The following is a 19037-nucleotide window of genomic DNA, read 5'->3' as shown; positions in this document are numbered from 1 at the left end:
AAATGAAAACATTGTTAGAGGTAAAAGATTTACAGGTCTCCTTTGATACACACGCTGGCGAAGTACAAGCTGTTCGCGGAGTTACATTTGATTTGAAAAAGGGAGAAACATTAGCGATTGTAGGAGAATCTGGTTCTGGGAAATCAGTTACTTCGAAAGCACTAATGGGATTAATCCCTAATCCTCCAGGACGCATTAAAGAAGGAGAAATTGTATTTGATGGTCGTGATTTAACAAAATTAACGGAAAAAGAAATGCAGCAAGTGCGTGGGAAAGAGATTGCAATGATTTTCCAAGATCCGATGACATCATTAAACCCAACGATGACAATCGGTAATCAAATTATGGAAGGTCTTATTAAACACCAAGGGATGAGTAAAGCGGATGCTCGTAAAGTTGCTTTAGAGCTTCTTGACCTTGTTGGAATTCCAAACCCAGAAGCGCGTTTAAAGCAATACCCACACCAATTCTCTGGTGGTATGAGACAACGTGTTGTTATCGCAATGGCGCTAGCTTGTAATCCGAAATTATTGATTGCGGATGAGCCGACAACAGCACTTGACGTTACAATTCAAGCGCAAATTTTAGAACTTATGAAGGACATTCAGCAGAAAACAGAAGCGGCGATTATTTTCATTACGCATGATTTAGGCGTAGTAGCAAACGTTGCGGACAGAGTTGCAGTTATGTATGCAGGTAAAGTTGTTGAAATTGGTACGGTTGATGAAATTTTCTACAACCCAAAACATCCTTATACATGGGGATTGATCGCGTCTATGCCAAGTTTAGATGGTTCAGAAGCTGAGTTATATGCAATTCCTGGAACGCCTCCAGATTTATTAAAACCGCCAAAAGGGGATGCATTTGCACCACGTAACCCACAGGCGTTAAAAATTGATTTCGAAATGGAACCACCGTTATTTAAAGTAAGTGATACACATTATGCAGCAACATGGTTACTTCACGAGCAAGCACCAAAAGTACAACCGCCAGAAGTCGTTCAAAAACGAATTCTTCAAATGAAAGCAGGTGAACAACATGACTAATCAGCGTGAGAAATTAATTGAAGTAAAAAATGTGAAGCAGCACTTTAATGTTAGTGGTGGTGTTGTAAAAGCGGTCAACGATATTTCATTTGATATTTATCGCGGTGAAACATTTGGACTTGTAGGGGAATCTGGTTGCGGAAAATCAACAACTGGAAGAACGATTATCAGGTTATACGATGCAACTGGTGGAGAAGTGTTGTTCGATGGTGAAAATGTACATGGTAAGAAGTCACGTGCAGAATTAAAGAAATTTAATCGTAAAATGCAAATGATTTTCCAAGATCCATATGCGTCATTAAATCCTCGTATGACAGTTGGAGATATTATTGCAGAAGGCATTGATATTCACGGTTTAGCAAAAAGTAAAAAAGACCGCATGGATCGTGTGCATGAATTATTGAACACAGTTGGTTTAAATAAAGAGCATGCCAATCGTTTCCCGCATGAGTTCTCTGGTGGACAACGTCAACGTATCGGAATCGCTCGTGCACTTGCGGTAGAACCAGAATTTATTATTGCGGATGAGCCGATTTCAGCACTTGATGTATCGATCCAAGCGCAAGTTGTAAACTTATTGAAACAACTGCAAAGAGAAAAGGGTTTAACATATTTATTCATCGCCCATGACTTATCCATGGTAAAATACATCAGTGATCGCATTGGTGTTATGTATCGCGGTCAAATTGTTGAATTAACAAGTAGTGACGAGTTATACGAGAATCCAATTCATCCGTATACAAAATCACTATTATCAGCAATTCCGCTTCCAGATCCAGATTACGAGCGCAATCGTAAGCGTATCGTATACGATCCATCTCAGCATCAATATGGAAATGAAGAGCCAAAGATGCGAGAAATCCGTCCAGGACATTTTGTTCTTTGTTCCGAAGCAGAATACAAGAAATATAAAGAAATCTATCAATAATAGAAAAGAAGCGGCCTGGGAGGTCGCTTCTTTTTTTATACATACAAATTAGAAAACTGATATAAACTCTTTCTTTTTGGATGGGAGAGAGCATCAGCTCATGTAGGCGGTCAGATCCCCATACTTTATGAATTTCCTTTTGTATTAAGCTTGAACAGGTGCTGACTCTTCAGAAGTCTCCGGTTTAACAAGTGCATAATTTTCCCAAGCTCTACTTCTCCAGCGGAAGAACATGATGATCGCGCGTGTCCACTCATCAATGGCAATGGCTAACCAAATACCAGGCAGTCCCATGTGTAAATAAAATACAAAAAAGTAGCCAAGTGGTAAACTCATTAAGACCATTGAGAATGCCCCGATTAAAACAGGATATTTTGCATCACCAGCAGCCCGCAAAGAATTAATGATTACAATATTCATTGTTCGCCCTGTTTCTAGCAGAATACTTAATAAAAGAACGGTTGATCCTAAAGTGATAATATCATGGTTATTTGTAAATAGTCCCATTAACTGTGTACGGAATGTTATGACGAGAATGACCATACACAACGTGACACCGATGGCCCATTTTACACTTTTCCACACGCGTATATATGCTTCATCTTTCGCATTTCCACCAACTAGACGCCCAACGATGATTGCTGTTCCCATTCCGATGGCGATAGCAAATAAATAAGTAAACATTGAAATGTTTGTCGCGTATTGTCTTGCGGCCAAGGATTCTGTTCCTAAGTATGTCGCATAATATAAAAAGACAATTTGACATGCTTGATACATAACTTGCTCAAAAGCCGATGGGATACCAATTTTTAAGATTTTTCCTACATATTCTTTTGATAAAGTGAAGTAGTATTTTAATTTGACGCGGTATTCCATGACGCGATATAGTAGCCAGAAGAAAACAATGAGTGCGATAAGTCGGCTGAAAGCAGAGGAAATAGCTGCCCCTTGAACACCGAGTTTAGGCATACCGAACTTTCCGAAAATAAGTATATAATTTCCAGCAATATGAAGAATATTCATCCCTAGTGAAATGAACATCGCTTGTTTTGTAAATCCATGAACACGAATAATTGCGGCCAGTGAATTGATAATGGCTTGAAGAAAAATAGCTCCCCCGACAATCGATAAATAATTTTGGGCGTAAGTCAATACATCACCTTGTAAATTCATTGCAGTCATCATATGTTTTGAAAATAAAAGAAAAACTGCGCTTATAACGAGCCCGACTCCTAAATTTAAAGTGATTGCTAATGCGGATATTTTTGATGCTTCCATATATCGTTTAGAACCAAGATACTGCGATACAACAATAGCAGCCCCATTTCCGATTACTTCTAGTACTAAGATTGCGATATGAAGGTATTGATTCGCAGCTCCAACACCTGATACGGCGTCATCTGATAGTGCACTTAGCATAAAAGTATCAGCAATCCCCATTAACATAAAAAGAAACACTTCTAAAAAAATGGGCCATGTTAAGAAGAATAAATTTAACTGTTCTTCTTGCCCTTTTTTGGATGTAACCTCTGTCATATCATCCCTCACTTTACTGATATCTTTTTAAACAAAATGTATCTTAACACACTTTAGCAACACTTGCATTGATTTTGGAACTTGGTTAACAAATATATATTTCAAAGAAAAATAGGACATATATAGGTACAAATATAGAAGCGGTCGGATCCTTTTTTAGCCCCATGCCGCGTGAAGACAAAAGGAGAGAAGAGTGGAGATATCTTTTTTAGATCAGCAACCTATATAGAAAAATCAAAATGGATTTATGTATGGTGCATGTGAAATTATAATAAAAGTCTTACAGATTTGATGAAAGGGAGAACTAACGTATATGAGAAGGGAATAATCATGCGAAAAATATTATATAATATAAAATTAATTATACTCTGATAATTTAGATAATTACAAATGTGGTTAAATTTAGTATTTTAGGTGTTTAAATACGCAATATAAAACGTTTGCAAAAAAATGTTGTATTAGCAGAAAATTTTAATAAGATAGGAAAATAAATATACAAAGAATGTATTTATGTGTATAATATGAATTATTAGAACATACATATATTTCTTTCTGTTTGAAAATGAAAGGGCTAACATTTTTGGGAGGGGTAGCAGAATGAAGAAAAAAGTACCAGTTTTTGTAGCATCGACATTAGCAATGAGTATGATTTTAGGGGCGTGTAGTAGTTATCAAAAGGACGAGCCGCAAGCGAGTGCAAAAGGGGATAGCGGTAAGGCTAACGGGAAACAAGTCATCAATTTAACTGAAACACAGGAAATTCCAACAATGGACCCAGCATTATCAGCTGATGCAGTATCATCACGAGTGATGAATAATACGATGGAAGGGCTATACCGCCTTGATAAAGGAGACAAACTTGTCCCCGGTGTAGCAAAATCAAGTGAAAAATCGGCAGATGGGAAAAAATATACGTTTAAATTACGCGAAGATGCGAAATGGTCAAATGGAGATCCTGTAACAGCGAAAGATTTCGTATATGCTTGGCAGCGAGCGATTAATCCAGATAAAGCTGCAGTATCAGCATATATCATGTTTGATGTGAAGAATGCACAGAAAATTAATAAAAAAGAAATGGCGCCAGATCAATTAGGGATAAAGGCCGTTGATGATTATACATTAGAAGTAGAATTAGAACATCCAGTTCCTTACTTTGAAAATTTAATGATTTATCCACTTTTCTATCCAGTAAATGAAAAGTATGCAAAAGAGCAAGGGGACAAATTTGGTTTAGAGGCAAATACGACACTATATAATGGACCGTTTGTATTAAGTGAATGGAAACATGAAAGAAATTTCCAAATACAGAAAAATCCATCATACTGGGACAATAAAGTAGTGAAGCTAGACGAAGTGAACTTTAATATTGTAAAAGACATGGCAACATCGATTAACTTATATGATACAAAAGCGATAGATCGTGCTATTTTGAGATCTGAGTTTGTTGATAAATATAAAGGGGATAAAGAGTTTAAAACTGCAAATGAAGCTACTATATCCTACCTTCGTTTCAATCAGAAAAATGAAGCTTTAGCAAATAAAAATATACGTAAAGCAATTTCTCTTGCCTTTGAACGTAAACCACTTGTTGAGACGATTTTAAACAATGGCTCTACTGAAGCGACAGGATTAATTCCAAGCAAATTTATTACTGGGCCAAATAAAAAAGACTTCCGAGCTGAAAATGGGGAGTTAGTAAAAGCAAATGCGAAAGAAGCGAAGAAATATTGGGAAGCTGGTAAAAAAGAATTAGGAAAAGATAAGATTGAGATTGAGCTATTAAATGAAGATGTAGATTTATCTAAGAGAACAGGGGAGTATTTAAAAGGAGAGTTAGAAAAGAACTTACCTGGTTTTACATTAAAAATTAAGCAACAGCCATTTGCGCAAAAGCTTAAACTTGAAGAAAGTGGAGACTATGATATGACATTTTCTTTATGGAGTCCAGATTTCCCAGATCCAGTAACGTATCTTGATATGTTTGTAACAGATGGTGCGCAAAATAGAATGAAATATTCTAATCCGAAATACGATGAAATTATTATGAAAGCGAAGACTGACGGTAGCGATGTACAAGCACGCTGGAATAGTTTACTTGAAGCAGAAAAAATACTACTGGATGATGCGGCAATTGCTCCTGTATATCAACGCAGTTCAGCTTACTTACAACGAGGAACAGTGAAAAATATTTATAAACATAATTACGGCGGAGATTTAAGCTTCAAATGGGCATCGGTAGAAAAATAATTTAAAAAGAAGCAGGAGAAATTCCTGCTTCTTTTTAGTATGTTCGTTTTTTATAAATCCCTTTTCCGCCAACTTGCTTCCAGCCGGATTGTACTTCGGCACTTTTATCAACAAATTTCATTTTCTCTTTCCCGCCAAATAGCTTTTCGCCAATGCCATTTGTAATGACACCAATCAATGCTGTAATTCCAATAACGAGGGCAGCGACAATGGCAAAATCAATAAAAAAAGCAACCATATGGAATTCCTCCTTTTGCCTGTCCGTAACTTTATTGTATGAAAAAAAAGAAAGAAAAGAAAGAAAAGTTAGAAAATAAATTTATTTTACTTGAAAATAAGCTAGACAGTAACTAGGGGATTTGATAGAATAAAAAAGAACAAATGTTCTGTGCGCTCGTATGTCTTACATTTCACCGCTGTTTTATGATGAAAAGAGTAAGGAAACGATATCTTTAGCAACTGGTTGATTGGATGGACAGCTTCTATAAACGTGTTAAGAAGTAGCACCAAAGGTATATATATTAATAAAATAGAAGGATTTGTTCCATGAAAACCCATGACAATTTTAGCTTAATGAAAGATGAGTTTTCCCATTAAGAAAGGAAATTTCCTGTATATTTCTTTCTCAATCTATTGTATAATGATTATAGAAGTTACTTATTTAAAGTAATTGTTGTTTAATAAGAGTTACTTGCTTAAAAGTTGTTGTTTACATGTAAGGCAATTTTTCATTATGTTGTAGGATAAGTTATAGTGGGGAATTGCTGGAAAATAGAAATTTAAACTGTAAGTAGTACAGAATTTGTACTCTTTAAGGAGAGTGAGTCTTGTATGGTAACACTATATAGTTCTCCAAGTTGTACGTCTTGTAGAAAGGCGAAATTATGGCTAGAGGAAAATCATATTCCTTATACAGAACGCAATATTTTCTCGGATCCATTAACGATTGAGGAAATTAAAGAAATTTTACGCATGACAGAAAGCGGAACGGATGAGATCATTTCAACTCGTTCGAAAGTTTTCCAAGAGTTAAATGTTAACTTAGAATCTTTACCACTTCAAGATTTATATAAGATGATTCGTGACTACCCAGGCATTTTACGCCGTCCTATTATGATTGACGAAAAACGTCTTCAAGTAGGTTATAACGAAGATGAAATTCGTCGTTTCTTACCACGTACAGTAAGAACATTTCAGTTACGTGAAGCACAGCGTCTTGTAAATTAATAATAAAAGTTTTGTATATGAAAACCTTCTACTGTAAAGTAGAAGGTTTTCGCATACATATATTCATTTGTATACAACCCATTTTGATTTTTGGCTATATAAGTTGCTACTATGCTCTCTTTTGCCTAAATAGAAAGGCTTTTCAGTTTTGGTTTATATAAATCTATATCAAATTAGAAAATACAAACTTTACTTTGCATTTCCTAATTTGATATGTTGCACAATAAATCCAATTGTTAATACTGTGAAAATAAAGAGGAAGGGCATACTTGTTGCAAAGATAGGGTTTTGCTGAAAAAAGTTTGTAAGCCGTGTTTCATGGGTGATCATTTTTCCGGCGGTGTAAGCAAGAACTGCTCCTCCGCAATAAATGAGAAAGGGAAAACGCTCCATAAGTAGTAAGATAAGCTTGCTTCCCCAAATAATAATAGGAATGGAAATTAATAATCCGATAATCACGAGTGTGAAATTTCCATGAGCAGCCCCCGCAATCGCAAGGACATTATCAAAACCCATAACGAGATCGGCAAATACAATTGTACGAATTGCTTGAAATAATGTCGTTTTTCCTTGTATAGAAGAAAGATCATCGCTATTATCAGTAAGTAAATTTACGGCAATCAGTGTAAGTAAGATGCCACCAATAAGCTGTAAGAAAGGAATATCGAGTAAGTAGACGGCAAGTATTGTAAGGAGAATTCGCAGTACGATTGCTAGGCCCGTACCAATAAAGATCGCTTTATTTCGTTTCGATTCGGGCAAGTTTCGGCTTGCAAGTGCGATTACAATTGCATTATCGCCGCCTAATACAACATCGATACCGACAATCATTAGTATAGATGTCAAAAAATCTAACTCCATTATTTTGCCTCCATTTATTCTGTTTTAATAAAGAGTACAGGTGTGGATATATGTATAGAATAAAAAAAGCCTGACCAGCTCTATTACAATTGTACGGTGCGAAGTGTAATTGTATGTCCATTTTTTTATTAATGAGGTTTATATGGTAAGTGTATATAATGGAATATATAAGAGTAAGGAATTATAATTGATTTGCGAACAATAATCTAGGCGAATGACTGTTTTTGTAAAATAAAACGATTTTATTTCCATTCTGGAGAATCTTATCATAAAATGAAAGTACAAGAATCTATTGATTTGTCATATGAGTGGGGAATCCCTTCATAACAATTCCAAATAGGAAGGGAGAGTTGTATTTTGGACATTGAAAGAATTAATGATCATACGATGAAATTTTTTATTACGTACATTGATATAGAAGATAGAGGGTTTAATCGTGAAGAGATCTGGTACAATCGTGAACGAAGCGAACAATTGTTTTGGGAAATGATGGATGAAGCGCACGATTATGATGATTTCTTTATTGATGGACCACTGTGGATTCAAGTGCAGGCGCTTGATAAAGGCATTGAAGTACTTGTAACAAAAGCGCAGCTTTCAAAGGATGGACAAAAATTAGAATTACCAATAGGTCTAGATAAAATTATTGATATCCCTCTAGATGAGCGGATTGAATCACTATTTCAACAAGAATTAGAGGAAGAGATAGAGGCGGGGACAAACTTTAACGAAGATGGAACATTAGGCTTTTTAATTAAATTTGATGATTTTGAAGATGTCATTTCTTTAAGTCATCGTCTCATATTTGAAGATATAAAAGATGAGTTGTATTCGTTTGAAGACCGCTATTATGTATATGTTGAATTCGATGAAGTGCTACACGATGAAGAAGAAATTGACCGTATTTTAAGTATTATTTTAGAGTATGGGGAAGAATCTACATTAACGGTTCACCGTGTAAGTGAGTACGGCAAACAGGTCGTTAAAGAACATGCACTTGAGACGATTCGCAGTCATTTTCCTTCTAAAACTTAGGCCGATTTCAATATTATGAAATCGGTTTTTTATATGCTGGGTATGACAATAGAAATGCTTCGTAAGTAGGGGGGAAGAAATGAAAAATACGCTAAAGTTACTTGTCTTTTTTCTAGGTTTATTCGCAGCGTTTGTTTCGTTACGCATGTTTATTGATGTAGCATTTTATTCGGATGTTATAGGCATAAAAGATATTTCGTTTTTAGGAATTATAAGTATCGTATTTACTGTTTCTGCATTTTTAATTGGGTGTGTCATTTTCTTAGAAAACAGGCATCCATCTAAAACACTGACGTGGTTAATTGTACTAGGCATTTTTCCTGTAGTTGGTTTTTTTGCCTATTTATTATTTGGACAAAATTTTCGCAGAAAACGAATGTTTCAAAAGAAGGCTCTTTTGGACGAACAAGCTTTTTTGCAGTACAAAGGGCATGATGATTATAACGAACGCATTTTGCAAAATCATAAACATCAAGAATTATTATTTCGTTTAGCGGATAGGCTTGGCGCCTTAAATATTTCATTTCAGACAGAAACAAAAGTGTTAACGAATGGTGATGAAACGTTTCAATCGATTTTAGCAGGATTGCAAAGAGCGAAGCATCATATTCATATGGAATATTATATTGTACGTGATGATAAGCTCGGTACACAAATTAAAGAGATTTTAATGCAGAAGGCGCTGGAAGGTGTTACCGTCCGTTTTTTATATGATGCGGTTGGAAGTTTCAAACTGTCAAACGCTTATATTGATGAACTAAACGATGCAGGTGTAGAAATGATTCCATTCTTTCCGGTTCGTTTTCCGATTTTAAACGATAAAATTAATTACCGAAATCACCGGAAAATCGTTGTGATTGATGGAAATGAGGGGTTTGTAGGCGGGCTAAATATTGGTGATGAATATTTAGGGAAAAATAAATATTTTGGATTTTGGCGAGATACACATTTATATTTACGAGGTGAAGCAGTTCAAAGTTTGCAACTCATATTCCTGCAAGATTGGTTTTATATGACAGGTGAAGCTGTATTAGCACCTGAATATTTACAGGCGAAAGCTGTTGATGGAGATCATTGGGGCGGTGTACAACTTGTTGCAGGCGGGCCGGATAATAAATGGGAGACAATTAAGCATCTTTATTTTGCAATGATTGCTTCGGCAAGGAAGTCCATTTGGATTGCTACGCCATATTTTATTCCAGATGATGATATTTTATCTGCATTAAAAGTAGCAGCTCTTGCTGGCATTGATGTCCGTTTATTAATGCCGAGTAAACCAGATAAACGGACTGTATTTTATGCATCGAGGTCTTATTTTCCAGAGTTATTAGATGCAGGGGTAAAGATATATGAATATGAAAAAGGTTTCCTGCACAGTAAGATTGTCATTGTTGATTCTGATTTAGCATCAATTGGTACAGCGAACATGGATATGAGAAGCTTCCATTTAAATTTTGAGGTGAATGCCTTTTTATATGATACAAATAGTATTCGAAAGCTTGTTAAAGATTTTGAAGATGATTTACAAGTATCAAGTGAAATTCATGTGGATCGCTTTCATAGACGCCGTCTTCATAGGAGGATTGTGGAATCAGCGTACCGTTTACTATCGCCTTTATTATGAAGAAGAGGATATTCTTACAAGGATGTCCTCTTTTTGTTTAGAAAGGAATTTGTAATAAATTGTAGAATACAAAGCAATATAGAAAGGATGTGGTATGATGTTTGTCGCAAGGAGAGAAAATGGAGGGAAGGTTCACCTTCTTGAAAGCCGAGATGAAAAGGAACTGCTTGCAATGCGAAAGAAAGAGCGCTTTTTTTGTCCGGTTTGCGGGCGGGAGGTACAACTCAAGTTAGGTAAGCAAAAGAGATGGCATTTTGCTCATAAGAAAGTAAATCAGTGCCTCGTTTCATCTGAGCCGGAATCTGCTTATCATATGCGCGGGAAGGAACAGTTATATAAATGGCTTAGGTCACAAGGGTTTCATGTGAAAATCGAACATTACCTCCCAGGGATTCGCCAAAGACCCGATCTTTTTATTGAAATGAAAGAGAGACAGATTGCAATTGAATATCAATGTGCCTCTTTATCCACGGAACAGTTATTAAAACGAACTTCTTCCTATTGGAAAGCAGGAATACAAATCATTTGGATATTAGGCAGAAATCAAATGAAAAAGCACTCTGCTTACTGGATTTCATTATCCTCGTTTCACTTTCTCTGCATACAATCTTATCCTCAGCCTTTCCTTCTCTTTTTTTGTCCAAATACAAAATCATTTATGAAATGCGAACTGCTTACGCCGTTTTCTACAAATGTTTATTTTTCACACATCACTCATTTTTCGGTGCGCACCGTTACTTTTGAGGAGCTCTTTTGCCAAGCAGTCATTACGAAAGAACGATTGGAGCGGGAGTGGCAAAAGAAAAAGATTTATTTTCGAACGAATGTCCTTCCAATTTGGAATTATAGTCATAAATCACTTTTACACCTTTTATATCAATATCATCTTTCACCTTCTTGTTTTCCATCTGAAATTGGTGTTCCTCTTCCATCTGCATTTGCGTTTCAAACACATCCTTTTATATGGCAAGCTCTTCTTTGTATAGATTTCATTGGTAAATTTAAAACTGGAGAATACTTTTCATTACATGCCGTTTTTTCCTATGTAAATAAAAGACGTAATATTCAGCGGCGTACGTTACCTTATTTTTCGCAAAATGTATGGAGGTTAGCGATTCTAGAATATATAACGTTTTTATGTAAAGCAGGAATGATTGAAATGGTGAATGTGCATAAGTACCGAAAAATCAGGCAATTTATGATACTGAAAACGGAAGGGGAAATACAAGAATATGATGCGATTTGTTTGTCGCATGCATTATCGTTATTCGAAACAAAGTACAACATGAGAGAAGGAAAAGCGGATATAATAAGAGAGTACATGGAAGGAATTACATAACAAGAATCGAATTGTACTAAATAGAGATTCGAAGGAGGGTTTATAATATGGCTGATCAAAAAACAGCAAAAGCATTGCCGGACCGTAGTGAGATTGAGGAAATGAACACATGGCGCTTGGAAGATATTTTCCAAACGGATGAAGAATGGGAAAAAGAATTTCAAGCAGTGAAAGAGTTATTGCCGAAGTTAGCTGAATTTAAAGGGAAACTAGGTGATTCTGCTGATTCATTATTAGCGGCTTTACAGTATGAAGATGAAGTTTCGATGAGATTAGAAAAATTATATACATATGCTCATATGCGTTACGATCAAGATACAACAAATTCTGTTTATCAAGCGTTAAATGATCGTGCAAGCAACTTATATTCTCAAGCTGCCAGCAGCACGGCGTATATCGTTCCTGAAATTTTAACAATTGCAGAAGAAAAGTTACAATCCTTCTTACAAGAAAACAAAGAATTAAGTGTATATGAACATGCTTTAGAAGAAATTACACGTCAGCGTCCACACGTACTATCAGAAGCTGAAGAAGCATTGTTAGCTGAAGCATCTGAAGTCCTGAGTGCATCAAGTAATACATTTGGTATGCTGAATAATGCGGACTTGAAATTCCCATCTATTAAAGATGAGAATGGTGAAGAAGTAGAAGTAACACATGGTCGTTATACTCAATTTTTAGAAAGTGATGATCCTCGTGTTCGTCATGATGCATTCCATGCAGTGTATGAAACGTATGGGAAATATAAAAATACATTTGCAAGTACACTTAGCGGTGCGGTGAAACGCAATAATTTTAATGCGCGCGTTCGTAAATATGATTCGGCACGCCAAGCAGCGTTAAGCAATAATAACATTCCTGAAACAGTATATGACCAGCTTGTTAAGACGGTAAATGACAACTTACATTTATTGCACCGATATATTGACATTCGTAAACGTGCATTAGGTCTTGATGAATTGCATATGTACGATTTATATACACCGCTTGTACCAGAAGTGAAAATGAATGTGAAATATGAAGAAGCACAAGACATTCTACTCAAGTCATTAAACGTCCTTGGGGATGAGTATGTTGAAATTTTGAAAGAAGCATATGAAAACCGCTGGGTAGACGTATATGAAAACAAAGGAAAACGAAGCGGTGCATATTCATCTGGTGCATATGGAACAAATCCGTATATTTTAATGAACTGGCACGATAATGTAAACAATTTATTTACACTTGCACATGAGTTTGGTCATTCTGTGCATAGCTACTATACAAGAAAAGTACAACCACATGTTTATGGTGACTATTCAATCTTCGTTGCAGAAGTTGCATCAACTTGTAACGAAGCACTTTTAAATGATTATTTACTAAAAACGACAGAAGATAAGAAAGAGCGTTTATATTTACTAAATTATTATTTAGAGGGATTCCGTGGAACTGTATTCCGTCAAACGATGTTTGCTGAATTCGAGCATATCATTCATAAAAAAGTGCAAGAAGGTCATGCAGTAACGCCAGATATGTTAACGGAAATTTACTATGATTTAAATAAAAAATACTTTGGCGATGCTTTAGTCATCGATAAAGAAATTGGTATAGAGTGGTCTCGTATTCCGCACTTCTATTACAACTATTATGTATATCAATATGCAACAGGATTTAGTGCGGCAACAGCTTTATCAAAACAAATTTTAGAAGAAGGGCAACCAGCTGTAGAGCGTTATATTAACGAATTCTTAAAAGCTGGAAGCTCTGATTATCCAATTGAAGTACTGAAAAAAGCAGGAGTAGACATGGCATCTCCAGAGCCTGTTAAAGAAGCACTTCAAGTATTTGAGGAAAAGTTAAATGAATTAGAAGCATTATTATTTGAAGGGAAATAATAATGAAAGAAGAAGGGCGAGAGGGAAATTCTCGCCTTCTTTCTTTTTAGCCTTGTTACATAATATTGTTGATTTCAGTAAAAAGTAAGGGAACTCCTATTGATGGAGTTCCCTTGTTTTGTTAAGCCCTCGATTATTAAATAGAAAAATCGGTCCAAGTATGTTAAACGATCGTGTTGATTATTTATCAATTTCATATTAACTACGTTTTTTGAAAGAGTTTCAGTTGTTTCATGTAGTCAACACCCTTTGTTTTATTCTTTTGTTTAGAAACATATTCTGCCTCGTTTTTATCTCTATAATAGTGATTAAATGTATCTTCACAAAGAGTACCGTCTGAAATGGCTTTTTTAACGGCACAGTGTGGCTCGCTTGTATGTGTGCAATCAGAAAATTTACATCTTCTGGATAAACCTGCTATATCTTCAAATCCAAAATCTAAGTTTTCTTTCGGGTCTATCATTTCAAATCCCATTCTACTAAAATTCAATCCCTCACCTACTTTTAATAATATCTAACAATTGAAATCTTATCTTGCTAGTTCTCTAAAAGAATTTAATTTTGTAAATTCTGATAATTAAAGTGTATCATACGTCATTTCCGTTGAGAACAGATAGTTTTCAAGCATCATTTTACTAACTGTTGTATCGTCATTTCGAGCTCTGATTTGTTCAAAGAACTCTTTCAGGACGTATTGATTTGCTATGCTTAACTTTCTAATTTCTTAGGTGATGTCCTTCAGTGTCATGCGAAACAAACCGCTCTCGTACTTTTTGTATGAAGAACAATCGTCTGTTACTTTCGAATATCAACAGAGAAATTTAACATAGCGTTCTTTTTAAAAACCTTTAAAACGCTTTCTATGATTGAAATAAGAGAGGCTAACGAAGATGATTGCAAACAAAAGCGGCAAGGCAATAATCTTTGGGAATGCTTGTAATAGTGAAAGGATGTACAGGAAAAAAGAAATACAAGTACAAAAAAGAAGAAAGAAGATATGTGTTTTTTTCATCAAATCCCTCCTAAAAAGTTTCTTTTTATAGCTTATTCAGTAATGAAAACGTTTAGAATGTGACAGAAGTGTGAAATTCGACAAAAAGGGTTGTCATCTGACGTCGAATCTTGTAATATAATAGATGTGAACGAATTCACATACAAACATATACCCCTTTGTTTGAACGTGAAAATTTCTCCCATCCCCTTTAATATTTTTATAAGCCGTAAAGAAAAAGACCTGGTGTTTACACCAGGTCTTTTTCTTTTGCAATCCATTTCCAATAACGCTCACATTTTACTTCAACCATTCGTACTTTTCTTTTTAATGACAATTTTTTGAGCTCGCGTTCTATTTCTTGCTCCGAGCAGTCATAGATAAATGCAATTTCTTTAGATGACATAAATTGAGCCATCTCTAGCAATGTCTCTAGTGGTGGTAACGGAGCAGGCTCGATATCAAATTTTACAAGTTCTTTTAAGAGTTGTACGTATACATTATATGAATAAATGCCCGCAATCTTAATGCCTTCCTCATCTGAATTTGCATGGAAGAATACAAGAGAAGGGATTTCGGTGATGTGCATTTCATTTGTGAACTTTAGATCACATTGGAATGCTTTTTTTGCACTAATTGAATGCAAATCTTTTTTAAATTCTTCTACATCAATACCGCTTTGCTCTGCGCAAGCAAGTAGTAATTCTAAATCTGGTTTTGATACATTTTCAAGAAAAATGTATTCTTGGAGTTTCCGCAAAAATTTCGAACCTGCTTTTCGGCCTTGTAACTCAGCTGCTTTAATTGCAATAGAAACTAAATACGGTGTAGATGAGGCATCTTGCATATGCACTTTTCCATCACATGAAAAGCCTTGCAAACTTGTTGTTTTTTCCCACACAAATCGAATATTAGCAGGTTTATTCCATTTGTGTGGGGAGGCGATTGCCCCTTCCACTTTGCCGGTTAATATGTGCCGAATCGAAAAATATGTTCCGTATTCGAGCCATAACTTAATAATAACTGGTTCAATGTCCCAGCAATCTTTGCAGAGCGGATCAATAAACAAATAGGCTTCTACAGATTTATGTTCGCACTTGGAAAGAGAAGGAATGCGTATATGCTTTGCTTCCTGTTTATCCATTACGCTTCACCTGTTTCGTTTGGAGTGTTGACCATATGCTGCGCAGTTAATGTTAAACGTTCAAAAACAAATTCTCGAATCTGCCCGTGTACTCCCGTATCTTCCATCGCTTGTTCCATACATGCTAACCAGGCTTTTGCTCGCTTTGGTGTAATCTCAAAAGGGAGATGGCGTGCTCTTAGCATAGGGTGACCATGTTCCTCTGTATACAAATTCGGTCCACCTAAATATTGCGTTAGAAATTGCTTCTGTTTCCTGGCTGTTTCTGTCAAATCGTCTGGGAAGATCGGAGATAAGTCAGGGTGTTTACTGACATAGGAATAAAACGTATCGACTAATGTTGCAATGGCTTGTTCACCGCCAATTGCTTCAAATGGTGTCATCGGTTGCTTGTTCATCCTGTATAAACTCCTTTTTCCATCAAATGTATATCTATTGTAGCAATGGATTGTCACGAAGAGCAACTAAACAGCTTTCGTACAATCTCTTGCTTAAAATAAAGTGAAACTTTAATCAGTTAGGGTCTTACTGACCGTAAGAGCCCGATTGGTGAGGGCTAACCATCAGTGAGAAAAACGTTCGCTCATGGAAGTTTCACTTTAGCGTGCTTCGTTTTGTTTTGCAAGAAAAAAGCGTTGCACTTTATTTTTTGTATGACGAACAGGTATATGATATTTGTTTAACAAATTGAGGAAAGCCGCTTTGCCCGCTGCTTCATTTTGTACTTCATACTCAAGTTCATAATCATCGTGATTGTAATAGAAACTATGATCAAATACAAGTGTGCCGCCTTCGAATGTAGTTTCTGCTCGCTTTGTTGTTAAGCTTCCCATATAAGCTAAAGTAGAAACAGGGATTTGAAGTTTATGTAATTGATCTAGCACAGGGCCCGTAATGAGCTGATTTGTTTCCATCATTTGCATTGCTTCCTGCTTTGTTACAGATTGATGAGTTTCTAGTAATCCAACTTCAGCGGGTTGTTTTAAAGTGAGTGTATACGCTCCACCTTTATAGCGAATACGAAGAGCAGAGCCCGCTGCTTTTAAAGAGAACTGAGGTGTTTCAAAATAATGATTCACTTGCTCTGCAAGTGATTGAATGGAAAAGGCGTTACATAATACTTGAAATTCTTCTTCTGTGACCATATTTTTAAATTCAATTTCAATTTCTTGTGTCATGGTTTAGGCTCCTTCTTAAAAATAATTCTTTAGACATTATCGCTTTTTCACAAATTTGGTTCAATGTTTTATTTGTTTGCGTCTATGTTATGATACAATAATAGTGTGAAGTAAGACAGGAAGTTGATATGGAGGAGTTAGAGCATGCAGAATAAAATTCAAGTTAAGAGCGTAGAAGAAAGAGAAAATGCTCTTATTTTTTGTGCGGAAAATACTGAAATACAAGTGGAGGAGTTAACAGCACGTAATCACGTACTTGTAGACTCAGATCATTTATCATTTTTATATATTTTAGAAAACGAATCATCTTTCATTTATGTAAGTATTCCGCATACATGCTGGGAAGCAATGCAAGATGCAATGAAGAATGATAAAACGATGTTTGTTCGCGTAAATAATACTGAAATTGAGTTAGAGCAATTGAAGGAAGAAGTAGAATATTTAATTGAAAATATTGAAGGTAATGCAAATTATGGGGAAGAGCTTGTAACGGCTGTAGAAAAAGTATTTTTATAAGCAAATGGATTGACTTTGGTGGTGGTTGAAATGAATCGTAATTGGGAAGAATTTTTAGCGCCATATCACCAGGCGGTGGCAGAGCTAAAAGTGAAATTAAAAGGAATGCGTTCTCAGTTTACAATGTTAACAGAACACTCTCCGATTGAATTCGTAACAGGTCGAGTGAAGTCGGTTGCAAGCATTATTGATAAGGCGGAAAAGCGAAATGTACCGCTTGACCGGCTCGGAGAAGAAATGCAGGACATTGCTGGTCTTCGGATGATGTGTCAATTTGTTGATGAGATTAAGCCTGTTGTTGAATATCTTCGAAAACGGAATGACTTTGAAATTGTGGAAGAACGAGATTATGTAACGCAAAAGAAAGAAAGTGGCTATCGTTCGTATCATGTTGTAATTAGTTATCCCGTTCAAACGATTTGCGGAGAGAAAAAAGTATTAGTTGAAATTCAAATTCGCACGCTAGCAATGAATTTTTGGGCAACAATTGAGCATTCTTTAAATTACAAATATAGTGGGCGTTTTCCAGAAGATATTAAAGTACGTCTTCAGCGTGCGGCAGAAGCTGCATTTTTATTAGATGAAGAAATGTCTTCGATTCGTCTTGAAATTCAAGAAGCACAAAAGATTTTTTCGCGCAAACAAGAAGCGAAAGAGTCCGAATCATAAACTAAAGGGTGTTGGGCGATGAAATTTGCAATTATGTCAAAGGGAGATCAATCATCAAACGCACTTGCAAGTACAATGACCAATTACTTGCAGGATTTTGGATTTACAATGGATGAAGCAAAGCCGGATATTGTCATTTCTGTTGGGGGAGATGGCACGCTCTTACATGCGTTTCATCGCTATTATAACCGATTAGATGAGACTGCATTTGTCGGTGTACATACAGGGCATTTAGGATTTTATGCCGATTGGTTGCCTACAGAGGTAGAAAAACTTGTTATCGCGATTGCTAAAACGCCGTTTCAAGTAGTGGAATACCCGCTTTTAGAAGTCATTATTCGCTATGTGAATGGCGGTAAAGAATCGCAATATTTAGCAATGAATGAAGCGACAGTGAAAAGCGCAGAAGGTACATTAGTAACAGAGGTAGAAATTCGCGGGGAATATTTTGAAACATTCCGCGGGGATGGTCTTTGTATCTCTACTCCTTCGGGAAGTACAGCGTACAATAAAGCGCTAGGCGGAGCGATTATTCATCCTTCTATTGAAGCGATTCAAATTGCAGAAATGGCTTCGATTAATAATCGTGTGTTCCGTACAGTTGGTTCACCGCTCGTTTTACCGAAGCATCATACATGTGTTCTAAAACCAACTGCAGGAATGAATTTACAAATTACAGTGGATCATTTAACGATGGTGCATCAAGATGTAAAGTCAATTCAATACCGCGTTGCAAACGAGAAGGTAAGATTTGTTCGTTTTCGTCCGTTCCCATTTTGGAAACGTGTCCGCGATTCGTTTGTTGCGGGTGAGTAGAGAGGA

Annotated in this window: 18 protein-coding genes; 11 read left to right on the top strand and 7 right to left on the bottom strand. The window is 36.0% G+C overall.

Going from position 1 to position 19037, the window contains the following annotated elements; all coding sequences use genetic code 11:
• The first annotated feature begins 2 nt into the window (after window positions 1-2).
• Window positions 3-1046: an ABC transporter ATP-binding protein gene (locus M014_RS0103365; RefSeq protein WP_026590449.1), complete on the top strand. Its 1044-nt coding sequence runs from the start codon at window positions 3-5 to the stop codon at window positions 1044-1046.
• Entirely contained in the window at window positions 1039-1974 is a 936-nt protein-coding gene (locus M014_RS0103360) for an ABC transporter ATP-binding protein (protein WP_026590448.1), read from the top strand. The genes M014_RS0103365 and M014_RS0103360 overlap by 8 nt, the downstream gene beginning before the upstream one ends.
• A gap of 144 nt (window positions 1975-2118) precedes the next feature.
• Here the strand turns inward: M014_RS0103360 and M014_RS0103355 are convergent, their stop codons facing one another.
• Window positions 2119-3510: an MATE family efflux transporter gene (locus M014_RS0103355; RefSeq protein ID WP_026590447.1), complete on the bottom strand. Its 1392-nt coding sequence runs from the start codon at window positions 3508-3510 to the stop codon at window positions 2119-2121.
• 597 nt (window positions 3511-4107) lie between these two features.
• On the opposite strand from M014_RS0103355, the gene M014_RS0103350 reads away from it, so the two are divergent.
• Complete coding sequence (locus M014_RS0103350) at window positions 4108-5757, top strand: peptide ABC transporter substrate-binding protein (RefSeq protein ID WP_026590446.1); 1650 nt, start codon at window positions 4108-4110, stop codon at window positions 5755-5757.
• 34 nt (window positions 5758-5791) lie between these two features.
• Here M014_RS0103350 and M014_RS0103345 read toward each other — a convergent pair whose 3' ends face one another.
• On the bottom strand, window positions 5792-5995 hold the full coding sequence (locus tag M014_RS0103345; RefSeq protein ID WP_000225326.1) for a hypothetical protein: 204 nt from the start codon (window positions 5993-5995) through the stop codon (window positions 5792-5794).
• 593 nt (window positions 5996-6588) lie between these two features.
• Between M014_RS0103345 and spx the strand changes: the two genes are divergently transcribed.
• A complete protein-coding gene (gene spx, locus M014_RS0103340; protein ID WP_000258267.1) occupies window positions 6589-6984 on the top strand; it encodes a transcriptional regulator Spx in 396 nt (131 codons plus the stop codon).
• 189 nt (window positions 6985-7173) lie between these two features.
• On the opposite strand, the gene M014_RS0103335 is transcribed toward spx, so the two are convergent.
• On the bottom strand, window positions 7174-7845 hold the full coding sequence (locus tag M014_RS0103335; protein ID WP_026590445.1) for a TerC family protein: 672 nt from the start codon (window positions 7843-7845) through the stop codon (window positions 7174-7176).
• A 357-nt stretch (window positions 7846-8202) separates the two neighbouring features.
• On the opposite strand from M014_RS0103335, the gene mecA reads away from it, so the two are divergent.
• From mecA to pepF, 4 genes are all read left to right on the top strand, one after another.
• Window positions 8203-8880 (top strand): adaptor protein MecA, encoded by a 678-nt coding sequence (mecA, locus tag M014_RS0103330; RefSeq protein ID WP_026590444.1) that lies wholly within the window; start codon window positions 8203-8205, stop codon window positions 8878-8880.
• Window positions 8881-8959: 79 nt separating this feature from the next.
• Window positions 8960-10504 carry a cardiolipin synthase gene (gene cls, locus M014_RS0103325; RefSeq protein WP_026590443.1) on the top strand — a complete coding sequence of 515 codons (1545 nt, stop codon included), beginning with the start codon at window positions 8960-8962 and terminating at the stop codon, window positions 10502-10504.
• Between the two features lie 97 nt (window positions 10505-10601).
• Window positions 10602-11843 carry a competence protein CoiA gene (locus M014_RS0103320; protein ID WP_026590442.1) on the top strand — a complete coding sequence of 414 codons (1242 nt, stop codon included), beginning with the start codon at window positions 10602-10604 and terminating at the stop codon, window positions 11841-11843.
• Between the two features lie 47 nt (window positions 11844-11890).
• Window positions 11891-13717: an oligoendopeptidase F gene (gene pepF / locus M014_RS0103315; protein ID WP_026590441.1), complete on the top strand. Its 1827-nt coding sequence runs from the start codon at window positions 11891-11893 to the stop codon at window positions 13715-13717.
• A gap of 202 nt (window positions 13718-13919) precedes the next feature.
• On the opposite strand, the gene M014_RS0103310 is transcribed toward pepF, so the two are convergent.
• From M014_RS0103310 to M014_RS0103290, 4 genes are all read right to left on the bottom strand, one after another.
• Entirely contained in the window at window positions 13920-14192 is a 273-nt protein-coding gene (locus M014_RS0103310) for a hypothetical protein (protein ID WP_026590440.1), read from the bottom strand.
• Window positions 14193-14958: 766 nt separating this feature from the next.
• The gene (locus tag M014_RS0103300; protein WP_026590439.1) at window positions 14959-15852 is read right to left on the bottom strand and encodes a ClpXP adapter SpxH family protein; all 894 of its coding nucleotides are present in this window, start codon (window positions 15850-15852) and stop codon (window positions 14959-14961) included.
• The gene (locus tag M014_RS0103295; RefSeq protein ID WP_026590438.1) at window positions 15852-16250 is read right to left on the bottom strand and encodes a globin domain-containing protein; all 399 of its coding nucleotides are present in this window, start codon (window positions 16248-16250) and stop codon (window positions 15852-15854) included. Before M014_RS0103295 ends, M014_RS0103300 begins: the two co-directional genes overlap by 1 nt.
• Window positions 16251-16451: 201 nt before the next feature.
• Complete coding sequence (locus M014_RS0103290; RefSeq protein ID WP_026590437.1) at window positions 16452-17030, bottom strand: CYTH domain-containing protein; 579 nt, start codon at window positions 17028-17030, stop codon at window positions 16452-16454.
• A 144-nt stretch (window positions 17031-17174) separates the two neighbouring features.
• Between M014_RS0103290 and M014_RS0103285 the strand changes: the two genes are divergently transcribed.
• The 3 genes from M014_RS0103285 to M014_RS0103275 are packed head-to-tail and all read left to right on the top strand — an operon-like array spanning window position 17175 to window position 19031.
• Window positions 17175-17546: a hypothetical protein gene (locus tag M014_RS0103285; protein ID WP_026590436.1), complete on the top strand. Its 372-nt coding sequence runs from the start codon at window positions 17175-17177 to the stop codon at window positions 17544-17546.
• 30 nt (window positions 17547-17576) lie between these two features.
• Window positions 17577-18215 carry a GTP pyrophosphokinase gene (locus tag M014_RS0103280; protein ID WP_026590435.1) on the top strand — a complete coding sequence of 213 codons (639 nt, stop codon included), beginning with the start codon at window positions 17577-17579 and terminating at the stop codon, window positions 18213-18215.
• Window positions 18216-18233: 18 nt separating this feature from the next.
• Window positions 18234-19031 carry an NAD kinase gene (locus M014_RS0103275; protein ID WP_026590434.1) on the top strand — a complete coding sequence of 266 codons (798 nt, stop codon included), beginning with the start codon at window positions 18234-18236 and terminating at the stop codon, window positions 19029-19031.
• Window positions 19032-19037: the final 6 nt, after the last annotated feature.

It is taken from the genome of Bacillus sp. UNC437CL72CviS29, from assembly GCF_000482345.1.
Classification (GTDB): domain Bacteria; phylum Bacillota; class Bacilli; order Bacillales; family Bacillaceae_G; genus Bacillus_A; species Bacillus_A arachidis.
The sequence above is the reverse complement of the archived record's forward strand: the minus strand, read 5'-3'. Positions and strand labels throughout refer to the sequence as shown.

Bases quoted from the DNA above. Each gene is read 5' to 3' on its own strand.
- M014_RS0103360 (WP_026590448.1), top strand. From the start codon at position 1,039: ATGACTAATCAGCGTGAGAAATTAATTGAAGTAAAAAATGTGAAGCAG.
- M014_RS0103335 (WP_026590445.1), bottom strand. From the start codon at position 7,845: ATGGAGTTAGATTTTTTGACATCTATACTAATGATTGTCGGTATCGAT.
- spx (WP_000258267.1), top strand. From the start codon at position 6,589: ATGGTAACACTATATAGTTCTCCAAGTTGTACGTCTTGTAGAAAGGCG.
- M014_RS0103355 (WP_026590447.1), bottom strand. From the start codon at position 3,510: ATGACAGAGGTTACATCCAAAAAAGGGCAAGAAGAACAGTTAAATTTA.
- M014_RS0103310 (WP_026590440.1), bottom strand. From the start codon at position 14,192: ATGGGATTTGAAATGATAGACCCGAAAGAAAACTTAGATTTTGGATTT.
- M014_RS0103300 (WP_026590439.1), bottom strand. From the start codon at position 15,852: ATGGATAAACAGGAAGCAAAGCATATACGCATTCCTTCTCTTTCCAAG.
- M014_RS0103280 (WP_026590435.1), top strand. From the start codon at position 17,577: ATGAATCGTAATTGGGAAGAATTTTTAGCGCCATATCACCAGGCGGTG.
- M014_RS0103350 (WP_026590446.1), top strand. From the start codon at position 4,108: ATGAAGAAAAAAGTACCAGTTTTTGTAGCATCGACATTAGCAATGAGT.
- M014_RS0103275 (WP_026590434.1), top strand. From the start codon at position 18,234: ATGAAATTTGCAATTATGTCAAAGGGAGATCAATCATCAAACGCACTT.
- M014_RS0103295 (WP_026590438.1), bottom strand. From the start codon at position 16,250: ATGAACAAGCAACCGATGACACCATTTGAAGCAATTGGCGGTGAACAA.
- pepF (WP_026590441.1), top strand. From the start codon at position 11,891: ATGGCTGATCAAAAAACAGCAAAAGCATTGCCGGACCGTAGTGAGATT.
- M014_RS0103365 (WP_026590449.1), top strand. From the start codon at position 3: ATGAAAACATTGTTAGAGGTAAAAGATTTACAGGTCTCCTTTGATACA.
- M014_RS0103320 (WP_026590442.1), top strand. From the start codon at position 10,602: ATGTTTGTCGCAAGGAGAGAAAATGGAGGGAAGGTTCACCTTCTTGAA.
- M014_RS0103285 (WP_026590436.1), top strand. From the start codon at position 17,175: ATGCAGAATAAAATTCAAGTTAAGAGCGTAGAAGAAAGAGAAAATGCT.
- M014_RS0103345 (WP_000225326.1), bottom strand. From the start codon at position 5,995: ATGGTTGCTTTTTTTATTGATTTTGCCATTGTCGCTGCCCTCGTTATT.
- M014_RS0103290 (WP_026590437.1), bottom strand. From the start codon at position 17,030: ATGACACAAGAAATTGAAATTGAATTTAAAAATATGGTCACAGAAGAA.
- cls (WP_026590443.1), top strand. From the start codon at position 8,960: ATGAAAAATACGCTAAAGTTACTTGTCTTTTTTCTAGGTTTATTCGCA.